This window comes from Vibrio maritimus, assembly GCF_021441885.1.
Lineage (GTDB): Bacteria > Pseudomonadota > Gammaproteobacteria > Enterobacterales > Vibrionaceae > Vibrio > Vibrio maritimus_B.
Window position 1 is genome coordinate 1,977,304 of record NZ_CP090438.1, and the last position, 24,102, is coordinate 2,001,405.

Consider the following 24,102-nt stretch of genomic DNA (forward strand, 5'->3'; position numbering starts at 1 on the left):
GCGCAGAGACGCAGGGCTTTCTCGTTTAATCATTAGCCTATTGAGCTTGCTCATTCAGATATGCCTGCAGAGAAATGTTCGTCCACTCGCGCATTTTAGTTAGATAATTGGCTTGAGAGTCCAAGATCTCTTTTGCCAGTTCATCGTTTGAAGCCTGCGCTTTCAATAGCTCGCCATTGGCTTGTTTCAGTGCATTAATGACTTCAGGCGGGAAGCTGCGGACCTTGATGTCTGGGTACTCTGAGCTCATCTTAGACCAGCTGTCGGCATTCTCATGTAACGCTTGAGTATACATATCAAACGCGGCAACGCGGAAAGAGGTTTCAAGGATTATCTTAAGATCGTCAGGCAGTTTCTCCCACACCTTTTTGTTAACTAGGAACTGTGTCTCGGAACCAGGCTCATGCCACGCTGTGTAGTAATAAGGCGCGATTTTCTGAAAGCCCATTCGAAGGTCGAAAGCAGGACCTACCCACTCAAGCGCATCAATGGTTCCACGCTCAAGAGATGTGTAAAGCTCACCAGGAGCAATATTGGTTGGTTTCGCCCCTACTTGCGCCAAGACTTCACCTGCAAAGCCTGGGATGCGCATTTTCAGACCTTTTAGGTCCTCAACAGAGTTAATCTCTTTCTTAAACCAGCCCCCCATTTGGATGTCAGAGTTTCCGCCAGGGAAAGAAAGCAGGTTATGTGGAGAATAGACTTTTTGCATCAACTCAAGACCACCACCATGATAGAACCACGAATACTGCTCCATCGTTGTCATGCCAAAGGGCATCGAGGAGAAATAAAGTGTGTTTGGCACTTTACCTTTCCAGTAATAGGAGCTTGAGTGTCCGAGATCGTATTGTCCCGATTTCACCATATCAAACACACCTAACGGCGCTTTATGCTTATTAGCAGAGTCAATACGAATGATTAGGCGTCCGTTAGACATTTCTTTCGCAAGCTTAGCCATGTTCTTGCTCGCATCCCCCAAGATAGGCGTATTGGGGCCCCATGTCTCAGCAAGTTTTAGTCGATAAACTTTATCTTCTGCATGAGCATTGACTGCGACAAAGGTAGTAAAGGAGGCGACGATGAGGGTACTAACTCGGCGAATGGTTTTTGTGAAGTCCATTTCTTTGATTCCTGTGTACGTTGTTGGATTGCATCCTCACAATGAATGTAAACACCCTGTATGTCAAAGTGTTAAAAATAGGTATTTCAAATCTTAGGCAGTGTAATTGACCAGCATTTAATCAGCCATCAATACACCATGCTTTAAACCAACGACCTGCTTTATTTAACTCCATCCGAGTGCATAAGATAAACATTCCATTCTGTTTAACAAACTGATAGTTCTGTCACGAAATGTCTGCTATTAATACGAAATCGTTCAATATTCTAAAAACAGTAACTATGGACTGGGCAACACTTTCACTATTCATCCCCACCTTCTTTTTCGTCTCGATCACGCCAGGGATGTGCATGACACTTGCTCTCACTATGGGAATGAGTATCGGCTACAAACGAACCCTTTGGATGATGGTTGGAGAGTTGTTAGGCGTCGCTCTTGTTGCCTTAGCTGCCATTCTTGGCATCGCTGCGGTTATGCTCAAATACCCAGATATCTTTTTTGCCTTTAAAGCTATAGGCGCAACGTATCTGTTCTATCTCGGCATTCAGATGTGGCGTTCTAAAGGCAAGCTCGCTATCTCATCAGATATGGAACATCAACCTAAGCACAATGATTGGGATTTGGTCGCCCAAGGTTTTATTACCGCGATCGCCAATCCTAAGGGTTGGGCATTTATGATCTCTCTGCTCCCTCCTTTCATTGATCAGTCGAAACCAATGACGCTTCAAGTCTCAATAATGTTGGGAATTATTTTACTCAGTGAATTTATTTGTATGACTATTTATGCGACGGGTGGTAAGGGCCTGAAACGCACACTGGGTCAGGCTCAGAACGTCAAAACCATGAATCGCATTGCAGGCACATTAATGTGTGGCGTCGGTATCTGGCTGTTTATTGGCTAATTCTATCAATATAGAGTGATTTATCACTATCATTCCCTGCCATTAACATTTATTCATAATTAGATCACCCGAGGTGGTCTAAACTTTCAATTTCGTAATTCAATTGCTTTTGTATTACAAAACAGAAAGTGCACAGCAAGAACCATTTACATAACCCACCACAACTAGTAAACATTTTGCTACCAAACATTTACGCATCATTGTATTTTCCGATAGGTTTTGTAGAAAAATATAGTGATGTACGATATCTACCCACCTCATCTACCCCTTTAGGATAGTTTAATTCTGTAATTGATTTACATCATGTTTTAATTTTCTTTCACATTTAACAATGCGCGTAGATTCGATAATAACCCTTAGGTATTAATAATGAGCAAGATGAAGCTTGTCGTAGTAGGAAACGGCATGGTTGGTCATCGCTATCTCGAGGACCTCGTCGAGAAAGCGGATATGGCGAACTATGAAGTCACTGTTTTCTGCGAAGAACCCCGCGTTGCGTACGACCGTGTGCACCTTTCTTCTTACTTTTCGCACCACACTGCTGACGAACTTTCACTCGTCAAAGAAGGCTTTTACGAAAAACACGGCATCAAGGTATTGATTGGCGAACGCGCTATCAACATCAACCGTGAAAACCACATCGTATATTCCAGCACTGGTCGTGAAATCAAATACGACAAACTCATCCTAGCGACTGGCTCTTTCCCATTTGTACCGCCTATCAAAGGCAACGAAAGCAAAGACTGTTTTGTTTACCGTACTATCGAAGATCTAAAAGCTATCGAAGCAACCGCTAAGAAGAGCAAGAGCGGCGTAGTTATCGGTGGTGGTCTGCTAGGCCTTGAGGCTGCTGGTGCACTGAAAGCACTGGGTGTAGAAACTCACGTGGTAGAGTTCGCTCCAAAGCTAATGGCAGAGCAGCTAGACCAAGCTGGCGGCAATCAGCTTCGTTCAAAAATTGAGAGCATGGGTGTGAACGTTCACACCAGCAAGAACACGCTAGAAATCGCTCCTGAAGGCAAAACAGCACGTAACGTGATGCGCTTTGCTGACGGTACTGAGCTAGAAACTGACTTCATCGTGTTCTCTGCAGGCATCCGTCCTCAAGACAAACTTGCTCGCGAAATGAAGCTCGATATCGCACCTCGTGGCGGTATTGCTATCAACGACTTCTGCCAAACGTCTGATGAAAACATCTACGCGATTGGTGAGTGTGCGTCTTGGAACGAAATGTTCTACGGCCTAGTAGCGCCTGGCTACAAGATGGCAACGGTTGCGGTTGACCACATCGTTGGTAACGACAGCAAATTCGAAGGTGCCGACATGTCTGCGAAGCTTAAGCTTCTTGGCGTGAAGGTAGGCTCAATTGGGGACGCTAACGGTCGTACTCCTGGCTGTAAGAGCTACGTTTACCAAAACGAAGAGCAAGAAGTGTACAAGCGTCTTATCGTTTCTGAGGACAATAAGAAGCTTCTTGGTGCGGTAATGGTTGGGGATACTTCTGACTACGGCGACCTACTTCAGCTAATGCTGAACGAAATCGACCTACCAGAGCACCCAGATGCACTTATTCTTCCAGCACACGCCGGTGCTGAAAAGCCGACGCTAGGTGCAGACTCACTTCCTGAGTCAGCGGTTATCTGTTCTTGTTTCGACGTAACAAAAGGCAAGATTGCAGAGGCAGTTGCTCAAGGTCACCACACTATTGGCGACATTAAAGCGGTGACTGGTGCAGGCACTGGCTGTGGTGGTTGTATCCCTCTTGTGACTTCAGTTCTTAATGCAGAGCTTGCTAAGTCTGGTATCGAAGTTAAGAACGATGTGTGTGAGCACTTTGCTTACTCTCGTCAAGAGCTATTCCACCTAGTACGCATTGGCGAAATCAAGACGTTCGAAGAACTACTTGAGAAACACGGTACAGGCTACGGCTGTGAAGTCTGTAAGCCACTGGCAGGCTCTATTCTAGCCTCTTGCTGGGGTGACCACATCCTTAAGCCTGAGCTAGTGAAGCTGCACGATACCAACGATAACTTCCTAGGTAACATCCAAAAAGACGGTACTTACTCTGTTATCCCACGTATGGCTGGCGGTGAAGTCACACCACAAGCGCTAAAAGTACTGGCTGAAGTAGCTGCAGAGTACAACCTTTACACTAAGGTGACGGGTGCACAACGTATCGGTCTATTTGGTGCGCAAAAAGACGACCTTCCAGCAATCTGGAAGAAGCTGATTGAAGCGGGTTACGAAACAGGTCAAGCGTATGCGAAAGCACTGCGTATGGCGAAAACGTGTGTGGGCTCTACTTGGTGTCGTTACGGCGTTCAGGACTCTGTTGGTCTGGGCTCTCGCATCGAGAACCGTTACAAAGGCATCCGTACTCCTCATAAGATGAAGTTTGGTGTGTCTGGTTGTACTCGTGAGTGTGCAGAAGCACAAGGTAAAGACCTTGGCATCATCGCAACTGACGCAGGTTGGAACATGTACGTGTGTGGTAACGGCGGTATGAAACCTCGTCACGCAGACCTACTGGCTTCTGATCTAGACGAAGCAACGCTGATTCAATACATCGACCGCTTCATGATGTTCTACATCCGCACAGCTGCGCCACTACAACGCACCTCTGTATGGATGGAAAACATGGAAGGTGGTGTGGACTACCTACGTGAAGTTATCGTTGAAGACAAACTTGGCATCAACGAGCAGCTTGAAGCTGACGTTCAACGTCTAGTGGGCGATTACAGCTGTGAGTGGAAGAACACGATTGAAGACGAGTCTCAGCTTACACGCTTTGCTCACTTCATTAACAGTGACCTACGCGACGACAATGTGGTTTTCGTTCAAGAGCGTGACCAACACCGTCCAGCAACATTCACTGAGAAGCACCCTGAAGCGAAAGGCGACATCCTACACGTTGAGCTGGAGAAGTAATCATGGCATTTCAAAAAGTATGTGACATCCAAGATATCGTCCCAGGCACAGGTGTTTGTGCATTGATTGACGGTCAGCAGGTAGCGGTTTTCCGCCCAAGTGCAGCAGAAGAAGTCCGCGCTATCAGCAACATGGACCCGTTCTATCAATCTAACGTGCTATCACGTGGTTTGATTGTTGAACACCAAGGTGAACTTTGGGTTGCAAGCCCGCTTAAGAAGCAGCGCTTTAACCTAACTACTGGTGCATGTATGGAAGATGAGCGCTTTAGCGTGAAGGCTTATAAAGCGCGCGTGACCAAAGGTGCGGTAGAGATTTCTGCATAAGCCTACTCTAGAGCGAGCAAGAACTAGAGAATGAATAGCCTATAGGGGTTAGCCACCCTAGCCCCTATCACTATTCAATCTTAACTTTTATATTTAAACTTTGTTGGAGAGACATGATGTCTACTGATTTTAAACCAGCACAATTCGTGCAAACTATGATCGACGTTGGTGAAGCGAAAACCAAAACCAGCACTCGCGATCTACTACTACGCGGAACGATGGCAGGTGTGATTCTGTCACTGGCGGTTGTGGTAGCTATCACGACTATCGTACAAACAGGTATGGGTGTTGTTGGCGCACTCGTGTTCCCTGTTGGTTTCGTTATTCTGAGTGTGATGGGTTATGACCTAGTAACGGGTGTTTTCGGTCTTGCTCCACTAGCAAAATTTGAAAACCGTCCTGGTATCACTTGGGGTCGTATCTTCCGCTGCTGGGGTCTAGTTGGCCTTGGTAACCTTATCGGTTCTCTAATTGTTGCTTACCTAGTGGCTGTATCACTAACTGGTAACTTCTCTCTTGAGCTAAACGCGGTAGCGCAGAAATTCATTGCCGTATCTACCGCTCGTAGCCTTGGCTTTGAGAACATGGGTATGGACGGATGGATCACCTGTTTCGTTCGCGGCATCTTCTGTAACCTAATGGTTTGTTTAGGTGTAATCGGCAACATGACAGCGCGCACAGTTGCTGGTCGTGTGGCTATGATGTGGTTCCCAATCTTCATCTTCTTCGCTCTAGTATTCGAGCACACAGTCGTAAACATGTTCCTATTCCCACTAGGTATGATTCTAGGTGCGGACTTCGGTGTAATGACATGGTTGAACTTCAACCTTATCCCTACCATCCTAGGTAACATCGTTGGCGGTCTAATCATGACTTGTATCCCGCTTTACCTAACTCACGCTAAAACTGCACCTTCAATCTCTGCTGAAACAGAAGAACAAGTGCAAGCTGAACCAGCTCTAAGCGCGAAGTAATATTAGTAAGACCTTACCTTTAAGGTGAGGTCTTATGCCTCTTTGGCTATAAAAAGTCGTACTGTCGAGTGCTACTCTTTATATCCAAATTTTGATTTGATAGGCGTAGCTTATGACCACTAATCACACATCTTTAAATGCCGGCTTTGTTTCATTAGTCGGTGCGGGGCCTGGAGACCCTGATCTTTTGACAGTGAAAGGATATCGCGTGATTCAGTCTGCGGATGTAGTCGTTTTCGATAGACTCGTATCCAAAGATATCCTTTCGCTGGCAAAACCTGATGCAGAGATGATCTATGTGGGTAAGAAGCTCGACTATCACTGCGTTCCACAAGATCAGATCAACCAGATCTTGGTAGAGAAAGCCAAAGAAGGCCATAAAGTGGTTCGCCTTAAGGGTGGCGATTCTTTTATCTTTGGCCGTGGTGGCGAAGAGCTAGAAACACTGGCAGAAAACGGTATCAACTTTGAGGTAGTTCCGGGCATCACTGCAGCTGCCGGCGCAACAGCGTATGCAGGAATTCCCCTGACGCACCGTGACCACGCGCAAAGCGTGCAGTTTATTACTGGTCACGTGCAAAAAGATGGTCGTGAGATTGAGTGGAGCTCACTAGCTCAGTCAAACAACACGCTCGTGTTCTACATGGGTTTGAAACAAAGCGGTCGCATTACTGACAAGCTGATTACCCATGGTCTTGATGAAAACACGCCGTGTGCGGTCATCGAGAATGGAACGCGTAAAGAACAACGTGTATTCCAGGGAGCACTTAATACACTACCGCAGATGGCCAGTGAAGCAGAAAGCCCCGCGTTAATTGTTGTCGGTAGCGTGACTCAGCTGCATGACAAGCTTAAGTGGTTTTAACTGAATCAACCCTCACGTAAGACTAAAATCACTCAGTTCACATACTAAAGCGGGAACACAATGTGTTCCCGCTTTGCTAACTCGATAGTTCAACCTCTACAGAATTGGCGTAATGTCCTGCTCTGTAAACTCGCCTTCCTTAACCTCAACAGGCACATAGTGTTGATAGATCAAGAAGCCATCTTCTGCAGTTTCTTCTGTTTCTGGTTGGTCAATATAAGCGGTACAGGTGTAGCCGATTGAATAGCTACCTGGACCAACGTAACCAAACTCGTACTCATAGACTGTATTGTTGTCTTGGTCGACACTTTCGTTAACGTTTGCGACTGATACAGGTGCTACACGCTCGCTGTCCGAACCTACATCTCCCATAGTAGTACGATCCATCTCACCCGCATACAGGTAAACCGCGTGGACGGGCTCAGCGCCACCGATCGCGTTATAGGATGCACTATCCGCTTCACACGCTTGATACTGCATAGTATCCACTTTGCCGCGTATGTGTCCTGATTCTGAAGCATTGACGAGTGCTACACCATTTCGGTTCATCAACATATGCTCTTTACCCGTAGGGTCAGTCAGCGCTTTTCGCAAATCAAACTCAACAATATAACTATTAAAGCCAGCCATGATTTCAATAGATTCACTTGGCTTTGCGAAAACTAACGTGCCCTGGTCTTTATCATCTGGCTTATAGCCTAAACAACTGCCTTTGTTTGGAACCACCAGTCCCTTTAGATTGCCATCAGTCTTTCGCACATAAGAGGTCGTGTCATCAGCCGTTAAGCCGTCTTTTGCATACAGGCACAGGGCGTAATGACCCGTCGGGATTTCATAATCTCTGACGATAGTCTCCGCATTGCTACCTTGATACTCCATCAAGTCAATCTGGCGAAGCTCTTCATCTTCACCGCTCACGTCCAGCGCAATTGGGTCACCTATTTTCACACCACTTTGTGGGTCAATCGGTACAAGTACCACATCTTTGAAACCCAAAACTACTTCCATCGCATCATCAACTGGTGCGTCAGATACACCTAGGTTTAGTTTGCCAGTGGTCGCTGCAGGTGGTGTTGTCTCTTCAGATCCACAACCGACCAATAACGTTGAAGTAAGCACAGCAAGCGCTGTTAGACGTGTTTTCATTTTTTTTCCTGTGATTCTGCCAGTGATTTTCTTACTGACGAATTTAACGATTAATTCAGAGTAGCTATGTCAAAGCAGAGTGATGGAAATTTAAATTATTAGTTTTAACGTCATAGTTGCTTACTCGCTTCCAAATATGCTCACTAAAATATGTAACCACAGTCATAACAACACGTGATGGGTACAAAGAAAGTGTCTCATTTGTGGTATTCGACAATTGGCGATGACGCATCTTCCGAGCAGTTAATTAGTTCGCAACTAAACTAAAGGATGACAACTGCAATGATGCTTTTACTAACGACAGGTAGGTTCGAATGAAAACACTTCTTCCCTTATCACTTGCCCTTTTGTTTTCACTTCCCATGGCTCACGCTGACGTCACCATTAAAGGCGATCGAATGGAGATCAGCGAGGATTGCCGAAAGATAGAGGGGGAAGTAATGACACTGCGCTCTGAGGATTGCGAGTCTGATTCAAAAGGCTCTCACAAAAACAAAGGCAAAGGTGAAAACCGTAGTGTGCACGGTGATGACAACCCAGGCAAAGGACACGACAAGAAAAACAAAGACAAAGACAAAGACGACGACTAACCTCAATGGAATTTTTCATTGAATAGCTAAGGACTAAAGTTATGAAGACCTTACAAATTAGTGCAATTGCTGGCTTGGTATCGCTGGCTCTTGCCAGCTGCGGTGGCGATTCAGGATCTGGCACCGCTACTGCACCTTTGACGTTGAGCGTCACAGATGCCCCCGTCGACGACGTTAAAGAAGTCGTCGTCACCTTCGGAAAAGTAGCCCTACTCTCTCAAGGTGGTGACGCGCCGCGAGTATTCGATGTTTATCTCACCGATGACGAAGGCAATCCTGTTGACGAGGAAGGCAACCCTATCCCCGATGGGGAAGATCCCGTGCCGATTAGCGTCAATCTTCTCGATTATCAAGGAGACAACGTCATGCCTCTCTTAGAGGATGAAATTGTCAACGTAGGCGAGTATCAAATGTGTGTATTTGCCAACGACGGTGACCATCCGACGCACCCTTCATACGTGATAAAAGATGATCCAGACAGCGATGATGACCTAACGTTAGAATTAACTGTGAAAGGCGAAGGTACCTGTCCTCAGGGAGTCGGGAGAGAGCCAAACGCTGGTGTCCTATTTTTTAATAAGTCCTTTACTATCAACCAGCAAACTAACAATTATGCCATTGAGTTCGATTTGCGTAGAGGTCTAAAAAACCAATCTACTTTCCCAAATTACACCATCCAGAGAACATCCATCACCCTAATCAACACCGCTGAAACCGGCAACATTAAAGGGACGATCACAGCCGACAAGTTTACTAGCTGTAATGACCCTGTATCAGATGCAGCAGTTCAATCGGTGTATCTATATGAGAGTGGAACAACCCTAGAAAACATGGCGCCAATTGGCGGCACTGACTTAGTCAAACCTATTACCTCAGCATCCGTTGGTGATAAGAACGCTCAGGATGTCTATGAGTTCGCGTTTGGTTTCCTTGATGCTGGTAACTACAACTTAGGCTATACCTGTACTGCGCAGCATGATGATGGTGAGGAGGATTCTGACCCCGTTGCGGCTGGCTTTACAATTTACGATGCAATAACCGATGTATCCGTTGTGGTAAACGAAGATACCAACGTTGAATTCTGAGTTGCATGTAACGATTAAAAGAGAGTGGTGACCACTCTCTTTTTTGATCATTCTCCAGACAAAGAAAAAGCGGCCAAGCATCCTTACTCAGCCGCTTGTATCGTCGCGAGTAAGACCTAGTTACTTGTGACGATAACTTCCTTAACACGAACCTCTGCTAAAGCTCGATCCAAGTTGTCATTGGCCAACTTGTAGTATGATGGTTTTGCATCAATTGCTTGCTGAAAGTACGGAATTGAACGCTCTGGTTTGCCTTTCAGCATCAAGAAGTATCCTACATTGTTGAGTGCTTCATGCCTCTCCATATGTCGGTCGAACATGTTGAGCGCTTGGTTCTCCTGTCCTTGAGCGAGATAAATCAGGGCCATATTATTTTGCGCCTTTTCGTTGTTTGGCTCCCTTTTCAGTGCTTTTTGTGTGTATCTAGCTGCTGTGGTGTTGTCTCCAGACATGTAATAGGAGTATCCCATATTAATGAGTGCTTTCGTTGAGTTTGGGGCCGCAGTCAGCGCCTTGTCATAAAGTACCCGAGCAATATCGTAGCGGTTTTCAACATCTGCTAATATGCCCAGTCCCATGTAAGAAATAGCTGGAGACTGCGAGTCTACCTGCAGTGACTCAACACTTGCCACAGTTAAACTGTTGTAATCTATCATCGCCTTCGAACCCAATCGGATTTGGTCAGCATTCACAGAGCGCAAAAAGTAGCTTTCACCCTCGTCAGTGCGTCCCAACTGTGTATACAGATTTCCCAACTGCTGAAGTGCAGCGGCATTATTAGGGTTCTCATCGACAGACATTAAGAACGCGCTTTCGGCCAGGTCATTGTTCCCTCGCGAAAGGTGTATTTGCCCTATTGTATACAGCGTCTTATCTTTATAGTTTGCCGGACTAAACGACAAGGATCGAATGTACTCATATAACGCCAGATCTACATTACTTGCATTGAGCGCGGCATCACCGCGTTGGATAGCTTCCACCTCAGATTCTGGAGGTGGTCCCTGAGTCAAAGTGTCGATCGGTCGACCTTGATACAGTGACGTATCGTATGTCGGCTCCTTCGTCGTGGTACAAGCTTGAATACCCAATAACATCAAGCCGATAATGACTAGTTTGAATCCCTTCATTGCAAACTCCTTACTCAAAGTTTTTGAGTATAATTAGAACCGATGGTCCAATTGCCACGATAAAGAAACATGGCCATATGAATAGGAACATCGGGAACATCATTTTCGTTGGTATTTTGGCAGCTATCTCTTCTGCAGCCTGGTTACGCTTATCACGGTAATCTTCTGTGTACTCTCGCAGCGTATCGGAAATAGAACCACCAATACGCGAGGCATGAGATAGCATACTCACTAGGCCCGCAAGCTCGGTCAACCCAGTCCTGACTATCATTTCCTCAAACGCTTTAGGTATCTCTACCCCGGCTTTTACCTTGACGCAAATTGTTTCAAGCTCATCACCTAGCTCTGGGTGTGAGATGTATATCTCGTCGGCAACTCTTCTTAATGCAGATAGAAAACCCAAACCGGACTCTGTACACACCACCAATAAGTCTAGTGCATCGGGGATACCGCGTCTGATCTTGTTTTGTCGAGCCTTCGCTTTTTTTCTAAGAATAATGTTGGGTAAGAACAAGCCCACAAACAAAACACTTGCCATGTAAAAGTTGACCATCGCTGAGTTATCTACTGTCAGGTAGATCACACCAGCAATCACCGCCCCCACTACAAAACAAAACAACTTGATGGCATAAAAGTTTGCTATCGCACTTTTGTGGTGCATACCTGCATGCATCAACTGATGTCTGATATTTTCCCGCTCTTTCCCGCTCTTTGGCATGTAGATCGGCGAAATAGACTCTAGGGTGTCTCTTACTTTACTGCTCTGTCTCTTTTGTTCAGGGTTGCTTAACTCATCGACCCGACGATTTATGTTTGAACGCAAACCGCTGAACACAAACCCTAAACAAAACACGGATAAGGTGACCGCAACGAGAACACCAAGCAACATAAGTTGTCCCCGTGATGCACTAAAGTCAGTTAGTCCAGTAACGCTATTGAGTAGTTCTTCCATGACCTACACCTCCACATTCACCACTTTACGAATCCAGAACGCTCCCAACACCAGACTTATCATTCCTAGTCCAATGATTTTGAGTCCTCGCGGATCCGTGTATAAGGGGTCGACATATTCTGGATTTACTATTGTTAAGCCGCCAAACAATACAAACGGAGCTAAAACCAATATCCAAGCAGACAATCGACTCTCTGCTGACAGTGTCTTTATCTTCCTAGCCAGCTTAAAGCGCGCTCTCAGTACTTCCGACACCTTGTGCAAGTTCTCAGAAAGGTTACCACCAGTATCTTTCTGCAGCAGAACAGCTGATGAGAAGGCAAGCATTGACACTGTTGGAACGCGATCTGCCATATTCAAAATAGCGACCTTAGTGTCATAGCCAAAGTTAAGTAAGTTAAAGGTGTTCTTGAATTCCTCTCCTGCTGGATTAGGTAGTTCATCGCCAACTTCTTTGAAAGCTTGCGTAAGTGGCTGACCTGCTTGCAACATACGACGGATAATGTCTAATGCCTCTGGTAGCTGTTCTTCGAACTTTGCCAGCCGCCTTGATATCTTCCAGTTGACGACATAGGCCACTGCCATCAGTAGCAAAGCACAGCCGATAACAATAAAATACCAAGGCACAGAGAAAAACAGTCCGAGAACCACCAAGACTAAACAACCGATTAGGCTTCTTCCGATAATATCCCCGAGCCCCATATTGATACCGGCAAGTTCAAGCATTTTCTTCAAATTGGCGAAATAAGGCATCTCTACCAGTTTTCGATCGAGTGGTGACAGAGATTTGTTGTAATGCTCTTTCAACAAATTGACACTTTCGCTATCGATGTTCGATTTAGTTTTCTTGAGGCGTTTTGCAAGCTCTTGGTGCTTTGCCCTTTGACCTGCAGCAGGCAAAATTAACGCCTGTGAGATCAGAAATATCGAGACAAACAGGAGGATGAAGAAAAGGGTCGCATCAACGTTCATAATTGCTCCTTAACCCTCTTTGAGCTCATTGAACAGCTCAAATGGAAGGTCAATTCCACGCTTGACCAAGCCAGCATGACATTCAGGTACAACGCCAGTCGCCGAATAGGCACCAATCACGTTACCCTGTTTGTCCATTCCTTGACGCTCAAACCTAAAAATCTCAGACATGGTAATGACTTCGCCTTCCATGCCATTGATCTCTTGGATACTGACCATGCGTCTCTTACCGTCTTCTTGTCGCTCCATTTGCACCACAAGATGAATAGCGGAGGCTATCTGTGAACGCAGGTTCTTAGTAGAAATATTCCAACCTGCCATAGAGAACATGTTCTCTACTCGACTCAACGCGTCTCGCGGTGTGTTGGCGTGAATCGTCGCAAGAGAGCCATCATGACCTGTATTCATTGCGGAAAGCATATCGACGGCTTCACTACCACGAACCTCACCAACAACAATTCGATCGGGTCGCATACGAAGTGAATTTTTCACGAGCTCTCTCTGGGTTATTTCGCCCTTACCCTCTAAGTTGGAAGGTCGCGTTTCAAGACGAATAACATGCGGCTGTTGTAATTGAAGTTCGGCTGAATCTTCTATGGTGATAATGCGTTGGTCTTCAGGAATGAACCCAGAAAATATATTCAGCGTGGTCGTCTTACCGGAACCGGTACCACCGGATATAAGGATGTTCATTTCACCGCGGACAGCACCTTGGATAAATTTCGCCATTTGCGGTGACAACGAGTTCAGCTCCAGTAAGTTATCCATGGTAAGTCTGTCTACAGCAAATCGACGGATTGACACTGAAGGACCATCAATGGCCAAAGGAGGAATAATAGCATTGACACGAGAGCCGTCTTGCAGACGCGCATCTACCATAGGGGAGGCTTCATCAATACGACGCCCTACCAGGCTAACAATTCTATCGATGATGTTTCTCAGGTGGCGATCATCTAGGAAGGTATAGGGTGTTTTCTCAAGTTTACCTCGGCGCTCCACGTACACATTCTTGCTGCCGTTAACCAAAATATCGGACACAGATGTATCTTTTAGCAATGGCTCAAGAGGCCCTAATCCGAACACCTCGTCTTCAATTTGACCAAGAACACGCTTGCGCCCTTCATGACTTAAAGGGTGCTCATTATCGTCATTCATTAAGGTTTGGACGGCGAGATGCAGTTCTTTTTTGGCGGTATCTTCGTCAAGGCTAGACAATAAGCCAAGATCCAACGTCTCGAGGAGCTTTTTGTGGAAGTAGTGTTTTACTTCTAAGTCTTGTTCGAGCTGTTTTCGCGCTTCCGCTACCGCTCGCTGTTTGACAACTTGCTCTTCCATGACCAGGTCATCATTGGTCTCAACGATTTGTTCATCTTGCTCAACAGGCTCGACATCAAAGTTAGTTTGATCTGACGTGTTGGCACGTTTTTCAAAATCTGGATTAATGTTTTTTCTACGAAATAGCATGGTCTACCCTTCCTTAGGTTCCCTATTTAAATAGCTTAGACAACCACCCTTTTTTACTCTCATCTTCCGGTTGCAACGAGCCAGAAAACTTTTGAAGCGCTTTACTGATCGCACTGCGTTTTTTGAAGTTGATCACCGGTTTACCTAAGTTGGCGCTTTCGTTTGCAACCTTGTAGTCATTCGGAATCATCTGAATGTCTACTTTAGGAATCGTATTCTCGATGTCTTTGACAGTTATCGATTGGCTCTTCTCGTAACGGTTCACGATGAGCTCTATTGATTCTTCACTATGACCAAACTCGAACTTAAGAGATTTAACCAAATTGTTGGCGTTCTTGAGTGACATGTAGTTCTGTTGAAGCACCAAAAAGATTCGTGTCGCTGGTGTCACCAAATTAGCAAAAGTTGGCTCAATCCCACGTGAATAATCGATAATGATGTATTTATAGAATTGTCGGAACATTGGGACAATTTTCTGTATTTGGTCAATCTTGCTCATTGCAGCTTCACCTTGGCCATTGGCAAAGCCTATAGTATGAAGTTTCCCGTCATAAACCGTCACAAGGCTATTCAATGAAGACTCATCGAGTTCTGAAAGAATATCGATAGCGTCTAACATTCCGTACTTCGGAGCTAGATCTAGATACTCTGACATCAGGCCGAACTGGGTGTCGATATCAATGAGGAGCACGTCTCCTGGGTTGTTCTCTGCGAGCTCAATCGCCACATTCATAGCAATTGTCGAAGCTCCGTTGCCCCCTTTTGCATTGACAAACAGGAACAACTCTCCCATCTGACGGCTTACTATTTTTTGATCGGCCATTTGCTTGAGCAAAGGTAGCAAATCGCTCATGGTGCATCGTTCACTGAGATAGTCAGATGCGCCCACTCTGAGCGCTGTCCTCAATGCGCTGCTATCTTGCTCATCACCAAATGCAATAAGCGAGGTATCAATCTCACCAAATGGTAGGCTGTAATTCTGAATCTCTGCGACTTTTGCTGCCCAACCCTGTTTAGCCTCTACAAAAATAACATCCGGGGCATGCAAAGGACTCAAAGACTCCTCACTGACTAGATTTAAACTCATGGTCTCGACGACAGTATTAATACTTTTACTTAACTCGTTTGTAATGTGACGTCGAAATTCATCGGTAACATTAAATATCCATACGTGCAGGTTAGTACGAAGTGAGTACTGTACGCTTTCTAGATTATCGCGATTGATTGGTACTGGTTCACCCATTTTGCTCTCCCTAGCAGTCTTCAATGGTTCCATTCACAGATCCGGCATTTGGTCTAACTATCCCCAAGCTTTCTATTGGTAATATCGTCGGGAAGCTCGGCGTGTTAATCGCCCCTGCATTACCAATAAAAGACAATAATGGGAAAAACTGAAACTGGTAATTAGTGATTTCTGCCCTAACGAATCGAACTTGAGACAAAATAAAGTTTTGATCATCTTCTGATAGGGTTGAAAAGTTGTCGACGTTAACGGTTGCACCGGTATTGTCGACGTACTCTATCGATAAATTACTGGCCACAAATCCTACAGGGCGGTTCTCTGTTACCTCAGGAAGATCAGCGATATCATCTCTGTCAGATATCGAACAGACCACAGCCAAACGTGCTGCTTTCCGAGACATTTCGTTTAGCATCTGCATCGAAAAGATGTACCGTCCAAACTCAAATGCCGCAAACATCATGATAAGAGCACCGAGCAAAATCATAGTAAACTCTATGATTGTGATACCTTTCTGGCCATTTTTGGATAGCTTCTTCATAGTCCCGTCTCCATAACAGCAGAGGCCGAGAAGTTCACACTCATATCGACGCCAACAAATGGGAGCGTTGCGAAATAAGGTTGGTAGTTGTAATTTGCCGTAACCGTCACAACGTCACTAACATGACTTACCGTCACACTGTCTACCGCTAGACCAGGAAGCAGAGCATTACCGACTGCTGGATTGCGACCATACACAACCATATTTTGGATCTCGGCCACAGGGGCTATTTGCTGAGTTGTCGCCGTGCCATAGATACTAGTCACGGCGTAGCGCGCACCATTGCGAACGGCCTTATTGAGCGTTTGATAGTCAATAAACATGCTACCGACCTCGATATAGAGGGCCATAAACACGATAATCAGCGGAGAAATAAGGGCAAATTCTACTGCAGCCAACCCTTTCTGCTGCTTTCTTGACTTGTTCATATTAAGACTCCCCACTCAAAGGATCTCTATAGAGTTGGATCTTGAACACGCCCTCGGTACTCGGGTTTACTCCAGTTGTGCCATTCGTAATGGTGCAATCTTCAATAAACTCGCCATACACACCATCTTTGGCACCATTGTTATCAGGGGCTTTTTGTAGAAGGAAAAAACATCCCACAGCTGTCAATGGTAGTTCGGTCGTACCTCCAGATGCACCATCACAGTCCACCATTGGAACCGGCAATATGCGTCGACCACCCTCACCGGACGTACAGTCGCCACTGGCGGTGCCGGTACACGCTACTGATTCCGTCTCATAGTCTGCATAGTTCCATGAATTATCGTAAACAACATTTCCCTCGCCATCAGATGATGCCAACGTGGTTGGTTCTTTTACATAAATGTCAGGTGGATACTCCGAAGAAGAGACCCCACCACCAGAGTAGTCTCCAAAGCGTGTATTAAGTCCTTGACCAACCGGGCCGATACTTGCTCCGGGTTTTGTTGTCACCGTACTGGTGATATCCACACAACCTGCGAACCCACCTGCAAGATATTGCCTCACATCAGCACCACCGGTACCAAAATCTAGCAACTGGAAGTTGCCTGGTCCCATTTCAGTCGCATTTTTATCAGCTACTTTGAGTTCATATACAGTTTGAAACTCGTAACCGAGAAAGTCATTTGCTCCACTAGTGGTATCTGCACAGACTGCCATCGGAACGACGTTACAGGCATATATAATTGTTGAACTTGGTCCAGCTACCGCAGACGCTGCTCCAGCCTTGTCAAAACCAAAATATCCAAGGAAGTAAGAGTTAAGCGGGACATTTGACACAGAAACCCGCACATAGGTGTCCAAGGCTTCGTTGTAAGAGCCGCTGAAGTCTTGAGGGTCATTTGAAAACTGCACATTGATTGAACCGCTTGGGACTGATATCTCTGTATTACCAGATGCCGTGTACATCGTGCTGATCGTCTGGATTGCCGTCGCTTGGGCAGTCGCATCAGTTTCACCAGCGCTAACCTTTACTGCTGCTGCCAATGCCGCTGCATCTACACCGTTTTGCAGCCGAGTCTTACTGAGGAGCGCATGGTTAACATCTACGGCAAATGCAGCGAAGACCAAAAACACTACTAATACCATTGTGATTAGTATCAGTGTTAGTCCTTTCTGTTTCCCCATTGATCTTTGGCTTTTACGTTGTTTAACCATGCTACACCTCCCCACTAACAATCGTTAATCGTTAGAAGTACGTCTTTCTTGAACTAGCTCTTTACCAAGAACTTTCTCAGCTTCGCCATCGTAGGCAGATTGATCAACATAAGCATCATAGGCAACCTGCATACGAGCCCCTGTGCCTGTTGGAAGCACGTTTTTGTTGCGCTCTGTCGCGCCAAGATCATAGGTTTGCGCGTGTCTAACTTTCGCCACTGAATAGCCCAGTGGCGCGTTATTGGCGCATCCAACCATCACCAAACCACAGCACAGTAATGTAAGTAGTCTCATGTTCTTCTCCCATTCCCTTATAGATCGTGTCCAAATGTTCCTTCTGAACCACCTTGAGTAGAAGGTACTTCTTGAGGTGTTGCTGGCTGGTAAGCAGTACTAGCAGGGTCCATTTCTGCAATGTAAGACCCTTGGCCTAGCAGATAGTATTCCCAGTCATTAGGCTTGACGAACGCGTCTGTTGGCAACACCACTTGGCTTCGATCAATCGGACGAGCCAAACGAGGGGTAACAAGAATAACAAGCTCAGTCTCACCAGAGATAAACTCTTGGCTATTGAATAGTTGTCCTAAGACCGGAATATCACCCACGCCAGGTAGTTTTGAGGAGACATCTCTAACGTTCTCGCTGAGTAACCCGGCAATACCAATAGTCTGACCATCAGCAAGTTCAAGAGTCGAAGCTGCGGTTCGCTTGGTAATTGGTGGTATAACGTAAGTCGCATTCGTTTCTATTGGATCCAGCGTAAGTGAACCAGAGTTTGCGATTTCACTGACATCAACAGACAACACCAAATTGATCTTCTGGTCGGTAAGGATAGTGGGCACAAATTTGAGACCAACACCGTACTCTTTGTACTCTACGGTAATACCGTCTCTATTTGGCACCGGAATTGGAAACTCTCCCCCCGCCAAAAATTCCGCTTTGGAGCCACTAAGTGCGGTCAAGTTCGGCTCTGCAAGGACCTTCGCGACACCATTCTCTTTCGCTATATCAAGCGCTAGAGTAAACAGGGTATTGCCGTCTAGGAAGGTGGCCAGCAGCCCTGTTTCATCGATGGCAGGCGTACCGAAAATTGGACCTATGCCGCCGCCAACGTCATCGATAATTGCACCTCCACTAGTCGCTCCCCAACCAAAGTTGCCGTTCTGGTTAAAAAAGTGGAAGTCAGAATCGAACCTTCTAACCAGGCTACGTTGTACCTCTGCCACGGTCACTTCCAACATGACTTGTTGAGCACCACCAATTGACATTAGGTTGATAACATTAGTTTTATCTACAACCTCGTCAGAAGAAGAAGTCCCAGCGTCTGCTGCTTCACCAGCTGTGAATGTCTCCGCGACCTTAACAGCACGATTCATCACTTCCTGACTGCTGACTTGACCACTAAGGATTAACTTCTCTTGCGAGCTGTGTACCTCTATCGTTTCGTTCGGTAGGAACTCGTACAACTTGGATTTCACACCATTGAGATCATGTGTCACTTCTACGTCAATAGATTCAATCAATCTACCTCGACTATCCCATGCCATAAGGTTGGTCGAGCCAAGTTTTTTACCAATAAGGAATACCTCGTTGGAACGAAGCATAACAATATCTAAAACTTCTGGGTCCCCCAGAGATACTCGCTTAGCCTTACCTGCGAGAATGACATTTTTAGATTTGTGGTGCGGAACCTTGACGTATTTACCACTCTGGGTAGCCGCTTGAAGGTTCAAAGCCATTGCAATGGCCGCGAGGAGGAGGAAAATCCTTTTCATAATATCTCCTTAGTCTCTAACTCTTATATTTGAAGACTGCGTCCCTTTAATAATAGTGACACTAGGAGGGGCGACATAACGCGTCTTAGCTACAGGTTTATCTTTTTGTTGTGGATTGCGAAGTGCGAGCTGGATCTCTCCGCTACTTTTCGCAGTGAGTAACTTTTCGGCTTCTTTAGGTGTCACTTCGAGGGTTACAGCACGAACAATGACGGGCTTGTTATCATTGGTTCTTGCCGTCTGGTCTACTGCGAGAACCTTGATATTTTTGAGAACAGTCGTCGTGCTGGCTCTAGTCTTGCCCCGCTTTACCGTATTCATGACATCAACTTTGTTGCCCGGCAATAGAAAGCCCGCCACACCGATGACATCATTAACGCGAATTGTGATTGCTCTCTTGTCTTCTGAAATCACCGACGCCAAGGTAGAGCCTTCTCCGGGTAAAGCGATCCTATAGTTGTGTAGAATTTCACCCTGATACAAAGGTGAGTTGGCAACCTTGCCTGTCACGTCTTCGAGAGCGACAAAATGATGTTCGTCATTCTTCCAGTCTTTCTCTAACAACTTAATTGATAGGTGTTTGGCTTCGATGATAGTTCCTGCAGGTATGTCCTGTTCGACAAACACAACAGGCTCGCGCTCAACGACCTCGGTCACGACTTCCGGTTGAACCTGATCATCCATCCATTTTTTAGCAAAGAAAACTGCAGCGAGCCCCAATGCCAACGAAAACATCATTAAGAAAAATACTTGCGTACGACTCATTTTATATTCCCTCCAATCCATCGGAAGTAAAGTATAGTCTCCAAGAAGCCTCTAAGACGTTTGCTGTGACTTCAGAGTCTCTCCCTTCAAACTTGATAATGTCCTTACATATCCCGACGATGTCCTTGGGAATGCAAGGATAAAAAGGCACTTTGAACTGCCTGTGAAGCAATAAAAGATGTTCAGTGGTGAGTGAACTCATCGATAACTCGTAATTTTCTATAAGAGAAGCGAAGAGCTCTAGATAGGTATCCTCAATCAGAGGTTGAAACTCGATTTTATAACCCAGGCGTCTGAGGAAAGCGGGATCCGCTATCTCGAGTGGACTGAGGTTGGTAGAGAAAGCAAGTGTAAGTACAAATGGTATGGAGAACTGTTGCCCGTTAGGAAGTACCAAATAATCCACGTTATATTCCATCGGTACGATCCAACGATTAAGCAAAGTATCAACCGGAATAGTTTGCCTACCCAAATCATCAATGATCAACAAGCCATTGTTCGCTAGCATCTGCAATGGCGCCATCCATACTCGGTTACTCTCAGAATGGTTAATTTCGAGCATGTCCATTGTGAGCTCACCGCCAACTTGAATGTTGGGGCGTTCACAAAGGGCCCAACGTCGATCATATTGCTCACTAAAACTGATTGTTTGTGCGCTAGAGTTATTGTCCAATCTCGTATGATGGAGCTCAGAAAATACCTTGATGACACTACCTGATGCATACACTGAATAAGGAATGTAGACAGAGGTATCAAACGCATTTAACAGCTGTGCGGCGACATAGCTCTTACCGGTACCTGAGTTACCGTATAGAAGCAAAGCACGGCCAGAGTTAAGTGCAGGCCCTAGTACAGGCACCATATACTCCGAACCGTAAACACCACTTAACGCATGCACCACATTGTTGTATGAGATATTGTTTCGCCGAATATCCTGCATTGTTACTACGTGGTTATAGTCTGATAGAGAAACTGGTGCAGGGCCTATGTAGGCATCTTTGAGAAAGGCGAGTTCGGCTTCTTGTAAACCTTGTCCCGACAGGCCATATAAGATATGGCTAGTGGATAGCTTTTCTGCCTGTGCGTACCCTTCTGTGTGAGGTTGATATACTTCTATCAGCGACCGTTTTCTAAGAATATTGAGCAACTCTTGCACGAGCTGTGTGCTCATCCCCATGAGTTGCGACAGACCAAGCAAGTCCACCTTGGTTTCATGAGAGAGGTGTTTCAACAATAGATTTTCTAACACAACTTGTGGAATACCCAACTCACCTAACGACGTAGGAACTGAGGGCGGATCCATTTGGGGACTCAGCTGAGGTTTGTTTTCTGCAGACGTAATGGCATTCATTATTTTATCCCCTAGCTCATGATCGGATACAAGGCGACCGCAGCAACAATTGCCGGAGCAAACGGAATTCGCATCTCAATAGCATCCACTGGCGCTTTGGTTAATCTTCCATAGATGTTGTGTGTGACGTATTGGCGCATGTGTTGCCCAAGACTTACTTGTGACATAGCAAGTTTCTGCGCCAAATAGAATGTGCTTTGGATTCCACCTATTACGATGACGGCGGCACCGTACGGGAGTAAATCATCAAGACCAATTAATAGGCTTATAGACCCTATAAGCTTGACGTCGCCAGCGCCTACGAGGCCACCCAGATAGAGTGCAAAACACACTGAGAATCCTACTAAACCCCCAATTAAATGGTCAGGAGGAATGCTTAGGACGCTTCCATAGAAGCTGTATAGGTGAGCAATAATCACGACCGTTAGGAGACCGACGAGTTTGTTTGGGATCCTGTTTTCCCTGGCATCAAAGACGACAATAATAAAAAGAACAGTCCATATTCCAATATACATTGCCTACCCTCCATGTGGTAAGGGTGGGGCCAAGCCCCACCTAACGTATACAAATAATTACCAACCGTTGAGGTAATCATTGTAGTTTTAACAGTTGCCCTTTAAGATGAGCCGCCCGATTCTGCGTCCGCAACAACATTGTCTATCGCAGTTTTTAATGTGGCCCAAGGAGACGCTGCTGCCATCGCTAAAATGATTAACGCTGCTCCTAGCAAATACTCGATTAGAGTAAGTCCCTCTTCATCTTGAACAAAGTTCTTGACGAAACTAATGAGTGACGACATGGTTACCTCCCTATATCCTCGTCGCTATTACATAGCTTAATTAACTAGGCGTAGATTCTATTGCGGTTATGAAGAACCACCAGACTCTGCATCAGCAATAACGTTATCAAGTGCTGTTTTCAACGCAGTCCATGGCGATGCGGCTGCGAAAGCCAAGATAATAAGCGCGGCACCTAATAAATATTCGATGAGCGTTAGCCCTTCCTCGTCTGACATAAAGTCCTTAAATAAGTTTTTTAATGATGACATGATACTCTCCTTTACATATGTCTTTGCTTAACGCCCTTTCAAATTAGATGATGAGATAATTAAATGTTAGGAGTATTTTGCTTTATTTATGTAAAGTTTTAACATGCAATCCAATTAAAATAATCACATTTTATCTACGATAGTTTAACCGCATCTAAACTTTAGGATTAGCTATGTACACATTTTACTCGGTTTAGGCTTAGTAATAATGTCTTTCTCATAATAATAAGTAGGATATTTTTGATGTGCTAACAAACTAACCGTATTCCAACTGTTCTTAAAAACAAGTATGAAAGCTCAATGAATCAACTAGTTGCCTATAGATACATGTATTAGTAATGAGACAGTTTTAAGTTTAGATGTCATTTTTATGATGTTTTGTGGCAAAAAAGAGCTGTGCAACTAGACTAATCATATAGTTTACAGGTGTTGTCGCAGTTTTGAGAGTGGAAAATGGCGTATTGGATAGGGAAACCAACAATTTTGCTTCCCAAGGTTATACGGGATTATCTTAGTGATAAGTTTAATCTCATAGAAGTGAACAGAGATGTTTCAGTCATCACAGAACCTTCTCAGACTTTTTGTTTCTATTTTTCAGAGCGTTATGATAATGACGAAACACTACTAATGCTCCTCAAAATCTGCAGAAACCTCTCCAAGTCGCTAATACTGTTTCATGATGCAAGCGTGCCTGACGCGTTTCTAAGCAGTGAGCTTGTGTATGCACATGTTGATATCAACTCACCGCAGGCCCTAAAAAAGACATCGCTCGCGGTGGAGCAACTGACCGGGGATTCAAAAAGCAACGCTGGTGATTTGCGAGATAAAGTGGAGCCTCATCAACGCAGAGAAAGCGTCGATAGATCCTTGCCTACCGAATCAAATGTAATTACAACTGCGTTAGATTATATCGAAAAGCATTTTACCAAAAACATCAAAGAATCTGATGTCGCTGGGCACTGTCATCTATCCACACAGTATTTCTCTAGAATATTCCATAGAGAAGTCGGCTGCAGTTTCAGAGACCATCTAGGCAACAAGCGACTTGAATATGCAAAGAGCTTGCTGTTGAGCGACGATAATAAGCAAATATCCTCCATAGCTTATGAAAGTGGCTTTAATGATGTTTCATATTTCTCGCGTGTTTTCAAAAGAAAAGTCGGTATGAGCCCTGGAACTTTTCGAAACTTCAAGGGCGTCTTGAAAATAAACTAATTCGAAAAGGTAGTATTTATTTAACTATTCTCATTATTGAGGCAACCAAGTAAAAGAATACGATATAAGGTT

Annotated in this window: 24 protein-coding genes and 1 pseudogene; 8 read left to right on the forward strand and 17 right to left on the reverse strand. The window is 45.2% G+C overall.

Features of this window, described 5'->3' with window-relative positions:
• Positions 1–37: 37 nt before the first annotated feature.
• Entirely contained in the window at positions 38–1,120 is a 1,083-nt protein-coding gene (locus tag LY387_RS09085) for a TRAP transporter substrate-binding protein (RefSeq protein ID WP_234493829.1), read from the reverse strand.
• A 281-nt stretch (positions 1,121–1,401) separates the two neighbouring features.
• Between LY387_RS09085 and LY387_RS09090 the strand changes: the two genes are divergently transcribed.
• The 5 genes from LY387_RS09090 to cobA all read left to right on the forward strand — a co-directional run bounded on the left by LY387_RS09090 (position 1,402) and on the right by cobA (position 7,115).
• Entirely contained in the window at positions 1,402–2,022 is a 621-nt protein-coding gene (locus LY387_RS09090) for a LysE family translocator (protein WP_234496087.1), read from the forward strand.
• Between the two features lie 369 nt (positions 2,023–2,391).
• Positions 2,392–4,950 carry a nitrite reductase large subunit NirB gene (gene nirB / locus LY387_RS09095; RefSeq protein WP_128649855.1) on the forward strand — a complete coding sequence of 853 codons (2,559 nt, stop codon included), beginning with the start codon at positions 2,392–2,394 and terminating at the stop codon, positions 4,948–4,950.
• Between the two features lie 2 nt (positions 4,951–4,952).
• Positions 4,953–5,276: a nitrite reductase small subunit NirD gene (gene nirD, locus LY387_RS09100; protein WP_112479870.1), complete on the forward strand. Its 324-nt coding sequence runs from the start codon at positions 4,953–4,955 to the stop codon at positions 5,274–5,276.
• 116 nt (positions 5,277–5,392) lie between these two features.
• Positions 5,393–6,250, forward strand: coding sequence for a formate/nitrite transporter family protein (locus LY387_RS09105; RefSeq protein ID WP_234496088.1), 858 nt, complete (start codon positions 5,393–5,395; stop codon positions 6,248–6,250).
• A 112-nt stretch (positions 6,251–6,362) separates the two neighbouring features.
• The gene (gene cobA, locus LY387_RS09110) at positions 6,363–7,115 is read left to right on the forward strand and encodes a uroporphyrinogen-III C-methyltransferase (protein ID WP_234493830.1); all 753 of its coding nucleotides are present in this window, start codon (positions 6,363–6,365) and stop codon (positions 7,113–7,115) included.
• 96 nt (positions 7,116–7,211) lie between these two features.
• Here cobA and LY387_RS09115 read toward each other — a convergent pair whose 3' ends face one another.
• On the reverse strand, positions 7,212–8,261 hold the full coding sequence (locus LY387_RS09115) for a DUF4382 domain-containing protein (RefSeq protein ID WP_234493831.1): 1,050 nt from the start codon (positions 8,259–8,261) through the stop codon (positions 7,212–7,214).
• A gap of 314 nt (positions 8,262–8,575) precedes the next feature.
• On the opposite strand from LY387_RS09115, the gene LY387_RS09120 reads away from it, so the two are divergent.
• Together LY387_RS09120 and LY387_RS09125 are read left to right on the forward strand one after the other, a co-directional pair.
• Entirely contained in the window at positions 8,576–8,851 is a 276-nt protein-coding gene (locus LY387_RS09120; RefSeq protein WP_234493832.1) for a CG2 omega domain protein, read from the forward strand.
• Positions 8,852–8,892: 41 nt separating this feature from the next.
• The gene (locus tag LY387_RS09125; RefSeq protein WP_234493833.1) at positions 8,893–9,936 is read left to right on the forward strand and encodes a DUF4382 domain-containing protein; all 1,044 of its coding nucleotides are present in this window, start codon (positions 8,893–8,895) and stop codon (positions 9,934–9,936) included.
• Positions 9,937–10,052: 116 nt separating this feature from the next.
• On the opposite strand, the gene LY387_RS09130 is transcribed toward LY387_RS09125, so the two are convergent.
• From LY387_RS09130 to LY387_RS09200, 15 genes and pseudogenes are all read right to left on the reverse strand, one after another.
• Positions 10,053–11,063, reverse strand: a complete 1,011-nt coding sequence (locus LY387_RS09130) for a tetratricopeptide repeat protein (RefSeq protein WP_234493834.1) — start codon at positions 11,061–11,063, stop codon at positions 10,053–10,055.
• A 10-nt stretch (positions 11,064–11,073) separates the two neighbouring features.
• Positions 11,074–12,015 carry a type II secretion system F family protein gene (locus LY387_RS09135; RefSeq protein ID WP_234493835.1) on the reverse strand — a complete coding sequence of 314 codons (942 nt, stop codon included), beginning with the start codon at positions 12,013–12,015 and terminating at the stop codon, positions 11,074–11,076.
• Between the two features lie 3 nt (positions 12,016–12,018).
• The gene (locus tag LY387_RS09140) at positions 12,019–12,987 is read right to left on the reverse strand and encodes a type II secretion system F family protein (RefSeq protein WP_234493836.1); all 969 of its coding nucleotides are present in this window, start codon (positions 12,985–12,987) and stop codon (positions 12,019–12,021) included.
• 9 nt (positions 12,988–12,996) lie between these two features.
• Positions 12,997–14,295: pseudogene (locus tag LY387_RS09145) on the reverse strand (CpaF family protein); the annotation flags it as partial.
• Positions 14,296–14,473: 178 nt separating this feature from the next.
• Positions 14,474–15,694: an AAA family ATPase gene (locus LY387_RS09150; RefSeq protein ID WP_234493838.1), complete on the reverse strand. Its 1,221-nt coding sequence runs from the start codon at positions 15,692–15,694 to the stop codon at positions 14,474–14,476.
• 10 nt (positions 15,695–15,704) lie between these two features.
• On the reverse strand, positions 15,705–16,232 hold the full coding sequence (locus LY387_RS09155) for a TadE/TadG family type IV pilus assembly protein (RefSeq protein WP_234493839.1): 528 nt from the start codon (positions 16,230–16,232) through the stop codon (positions 15,705–15,707).
• Positions 16,229–16,660 carry a TadE/TadG family type IV pilus assembly protein gene (locus LY387_RS09160; protein ID WP_234493840.1) on the reverse strand — a complete coding sequence of 144 codons (432 nt, stop codon included), beginning with the start codon at positions 16,658–16,660 and terminating at the stop codon, positions 16,229–16,231. The genes LY387_RS09155 and LY387_RS09160 overlap by 4 nt, the downstream gene beginning before the upstream one ends.
• A gap of 1 nt (position 16,661) precedes the next feature.
• Complete coding sequence (locus LY387_RS09165; protein WP_234493841.1) at positions 16,662–17,876, reverse strand: pilus assembly protein TadG-related protein; 1,215 nt, start codon at positions 17,874–17,876, stop codon at positions 16,662–16,664.
• Between the two features lie 24 nt (positions 17,877–17,900).
• Positions 17,901–18,170, reverse strand: a complete 270-nt coding sequence (locus tag LY387_RS09170; protein WP_234493842.1) for a hypothetical protein — start codon at positions 18,168–18,170, stop codon at positions 17,901–17,903.
• Positions 18,171–18,187: 17 nt separating this feature from the next.
• Positions 18,188–19,651, reverse strand: a complete 1,464-nt coding sequence (locus LY387_RS09175; protein WP_394152181.1) for a type II and III secretion system protein family protein — start codon at positions 19,649–19,651, stop codon at positions 18,188–18,190.
• Between the two features lie 9 nt (positions 19,652–19,660).
• Positions 19,661–20,416 (reverse strand): Flp pilus assembly protein CpaB, encoded by a 756-nt coding sequence (gene cpaB, locus LY387_RS09180; RefSeq protein WP_234493843.1) that lies wholly within the window; start codon positions 20,414–20,416, stop codon positions 19,661–19,663.
• A gap of 1 nt (position 20,417) precedes the next feature.
• Positions 20,418–21,767: an AAA family ATPase gene (locus LY387_RS09185; protein WP_234493844.1), complete on the reverse strand. Its 1,350-nt coding sequence runs from the start codon at positions 21,765–21,767 to the stop codon at positions 20,418–20,420.
• An 11-nt stretch (positions 21,768–21,778) separates the two neighbouring features.
• Positions 21,779–22,282 carry an A24 family peptidase gene (locus LY387_RS09190; protein ID WP_234493845.1) on the reverse strand — a complete coding sequence of 168 codons (504 nt, stop codon included), beginning with the start codon at positions 22,280–22,282 and terminating at the stop codon, positions 21,779–21,781.
• A gap of 101 nt (positions 22,283–22,383) precedes the next feature.
• Positions 22,384–22,566 carry a hypothetical protein gene (locus tag LY387_RS09195; RefSeq protein ID WP_234493846.1) on the reverse strand — a complete coding sequence of 61 codons (183 nt, stop codon included), beginning with the start codon at positions 22,564–22,566 and terminating at the stop codon, positions 22,384–22,386.
• A gap of 66 nt (positions 22,567–22,632) precedes the next feature.
• On the reverse strand, positions 22,633–22,815 hold the full coding sequence (locus LY387_RS09200) for a Flp family type IVb pilin (RefSeq protein WP_234493847.1): 183 nt from the start codon (positions 22,813–22,815) through the stop codon (positions 22,633–22,635).
• 453 nt (positions 22,816–23,268) lie between these two features.
• On the opposite strand from LY387_RS09200, the gene LY387_RS09205 reads away from it, so the two are divergent.
• Positions 23,269–24,030, forward strand: coding sequence for a helix-turn-helix domain-containing protein (locus LY387_RS09205; RefSeq protein ID WP_234493848.1), 762 nt, complete (start codon positions 23,269–23,271; stop codon positions 24,028–24,030).
• The last annotated feature ends 72 nt before the right edge of the window (positions 24,031–24,102 follow it).

What these genes read in the sequence shown, in the direction of transcription:
- LY387_RS09085 (WP_234493829.1), bottom strand. Translation starts at nt 1,120, where the DNA reads ATGGACTTCACAAAAACCATTCGCCGAGTTAGTACCCTCATCGTCGCC.
- LY387_RS09090 (WP_234496087.1), top strand. Translation starts at nt 1,402, where the DNA reads ATGGACTGGGCAACACTTTCACTATTCATCCCCACCTTCTTTTTCGTC.
- nirB (WP_128649855.1), top strand. Translation starts at nt 2,392, where the DNA reads ATGAGCAAGATGAAGCTTGTCGTAGTAGGAAACGGCATGGTTGGTCAT.
- nirD (WP_112479870.1), top strand. Translation starts at nt 4,953, where the DNA reads ATGGCATTTCAAAAAGTATGTGACATCCAAGATATCGTCCCAGGCACA.
- LY387_RS09105 (WP_234496088.1), top strand. Translation starts at nt 5,393, where the DNA reads ATGTCTACTGATTTTAAACCAGCACAATTCGTGCAAACTATGATCGAC.
- cobA (WP_234493830.1), top strand. Translation starts at nt 6,363, where the DNA reads ATGACCACTAATCACACATCTTTAAATGCCGGCTTTGTTTCATTAGTC.
- LY387_RS09115 (WP_234493831.1), bottom strand. Translation starts at nt 8,261, where the DNA reads ATGAAAACACGTCTAACAGCGCTTGCTGTGCTTACTTCAACGTTATTG.
- LY387_RS09120 (WP_234493832.1), top strand. Translation starts at nt 8,576, where the DNA reads ATGAAAACACTTCTTCCCTTATCACTTGCCCTTTTGTTTTCACTTCCC.
- LY387_RS09125 (WP_234493833.1), top strand. Translation starts at nt 8,893, where the DNA reads ATGAAGACCTTACAAATTAGTGCAATTGCTGGCTTGGTATCGCTGGCT.
- LY387_RS09130 (WP_234493834.1), bottom strand. Translation starts at nt 11,063, where the DNA reads ATGAAGGGATTCAAACTAGTCATTATCGGCTTGATGTTATTGGGTATT.
- LY387_RS09135 (WP_234493835.1), bottom strand. Translation starts at nt 12,015, where the DNA reads ATGGAAGAACTACTCAATAGCGTTACTGGACTAACTGACTTTAGTGCA.
- LY387_RS09140 (WP_234493836.1), bottom strand. Translation starts at nt 12,987, where the DNA reads ATGAACGTTGATGCGACCCTTTTCTTCATCCTCCTGTTTGTCTCGATA.
- LY387_RS09150 (WP_234493838.1), bottom strand. Translation starts at nt 15,694, where the DNA reads ATGGGTGAACCAGTACCAATCAATCGCGATAATCTAGAAAGCGTACAG.
- LY387_RS09155 (WP_234493839.1), bottom strand. Translation starts at nt 16,232, where the DNA reads ATGAAGAAGCTATCCAAAAATGGCCAGAAAGGTATCACAATCATAGAG.
- LY387_RS09160 (WP_234493840.1), bottom strand. Translation starts at nt 16,660, where the DNA reads ATGAACAAGTCAAGAAAGCAGCAGAAAGGGTTGGCTGCAGTAGAATTT.
- LY387_RS09165 (WP_234493841.1), bottom strand. Translation starts at nt 17,876, where the DNA reads ATGGTTAAACAACGTAAAAGCCAAAGATCAATGGGGAAACAGAAAGGA.
- LY387_RS09170 (WP_234493842.1), bottom strand. Translation starts at nt 18,170, where the DNA reads ATGAGACTACTTACATTACTGTGCTGTGGTTTGGTGATGGTTGGATGC.
- LY387_RS09175 (WP_394152181.1), bottom strand. Translation starts at nt 19,651, where the DNA reads ATGAAAAGGATTTTCCTCCTCCTCGCGGCCATTGCAATGGCTTTGAAC.
- cpaB (WP_234493843.1), bottom strand. Translation starts at nt 20,416, where the DNA reads ATGAGTCGTACGCAAGTATTTTTCTTAATGATGTTTTCGTTGGCATTG.
- LY387_RS09185 (WP_234493844.1), bottom strand. Translation starts at nt 21,767, where the DNA reads ATGAATGCCATTACGTCTGCAGAAAACAAACCTCAGCTGAGTCCCCAA.
- LY387_RS09190 (WP_234493845.1), bottom strand. Translation starts at nt 22,282, where the DNA reads ATGTATATTGGAATATGGACTGTTCTTTTTATTATTGTCGTCTTTGAT.
- LY387_RS09195 (WP_234493846.1), bottom strand. Translation starts at nt 22,566, where the DNA reads ATGTCGTCACTCATTAGTTTCGTCAAGAACTTTGTTCAAGATGAAGAG.
- LY387_RS09200 (WP_234493847.1), bottom strand. Translation starts at nt 22,815, where the DNA reads ATGTCATCATTAAAAAACTTATTTAAGGACTTTATGTCAGACGAGGAA.
- LY387_RS09205 (WP_234493848.1), top strand. Translation starts at nt 23,269, where the DNA reads ATGGCGTATTGGATAGGGAAACCAACAATTTTGCTTCCCAAGGTTATA.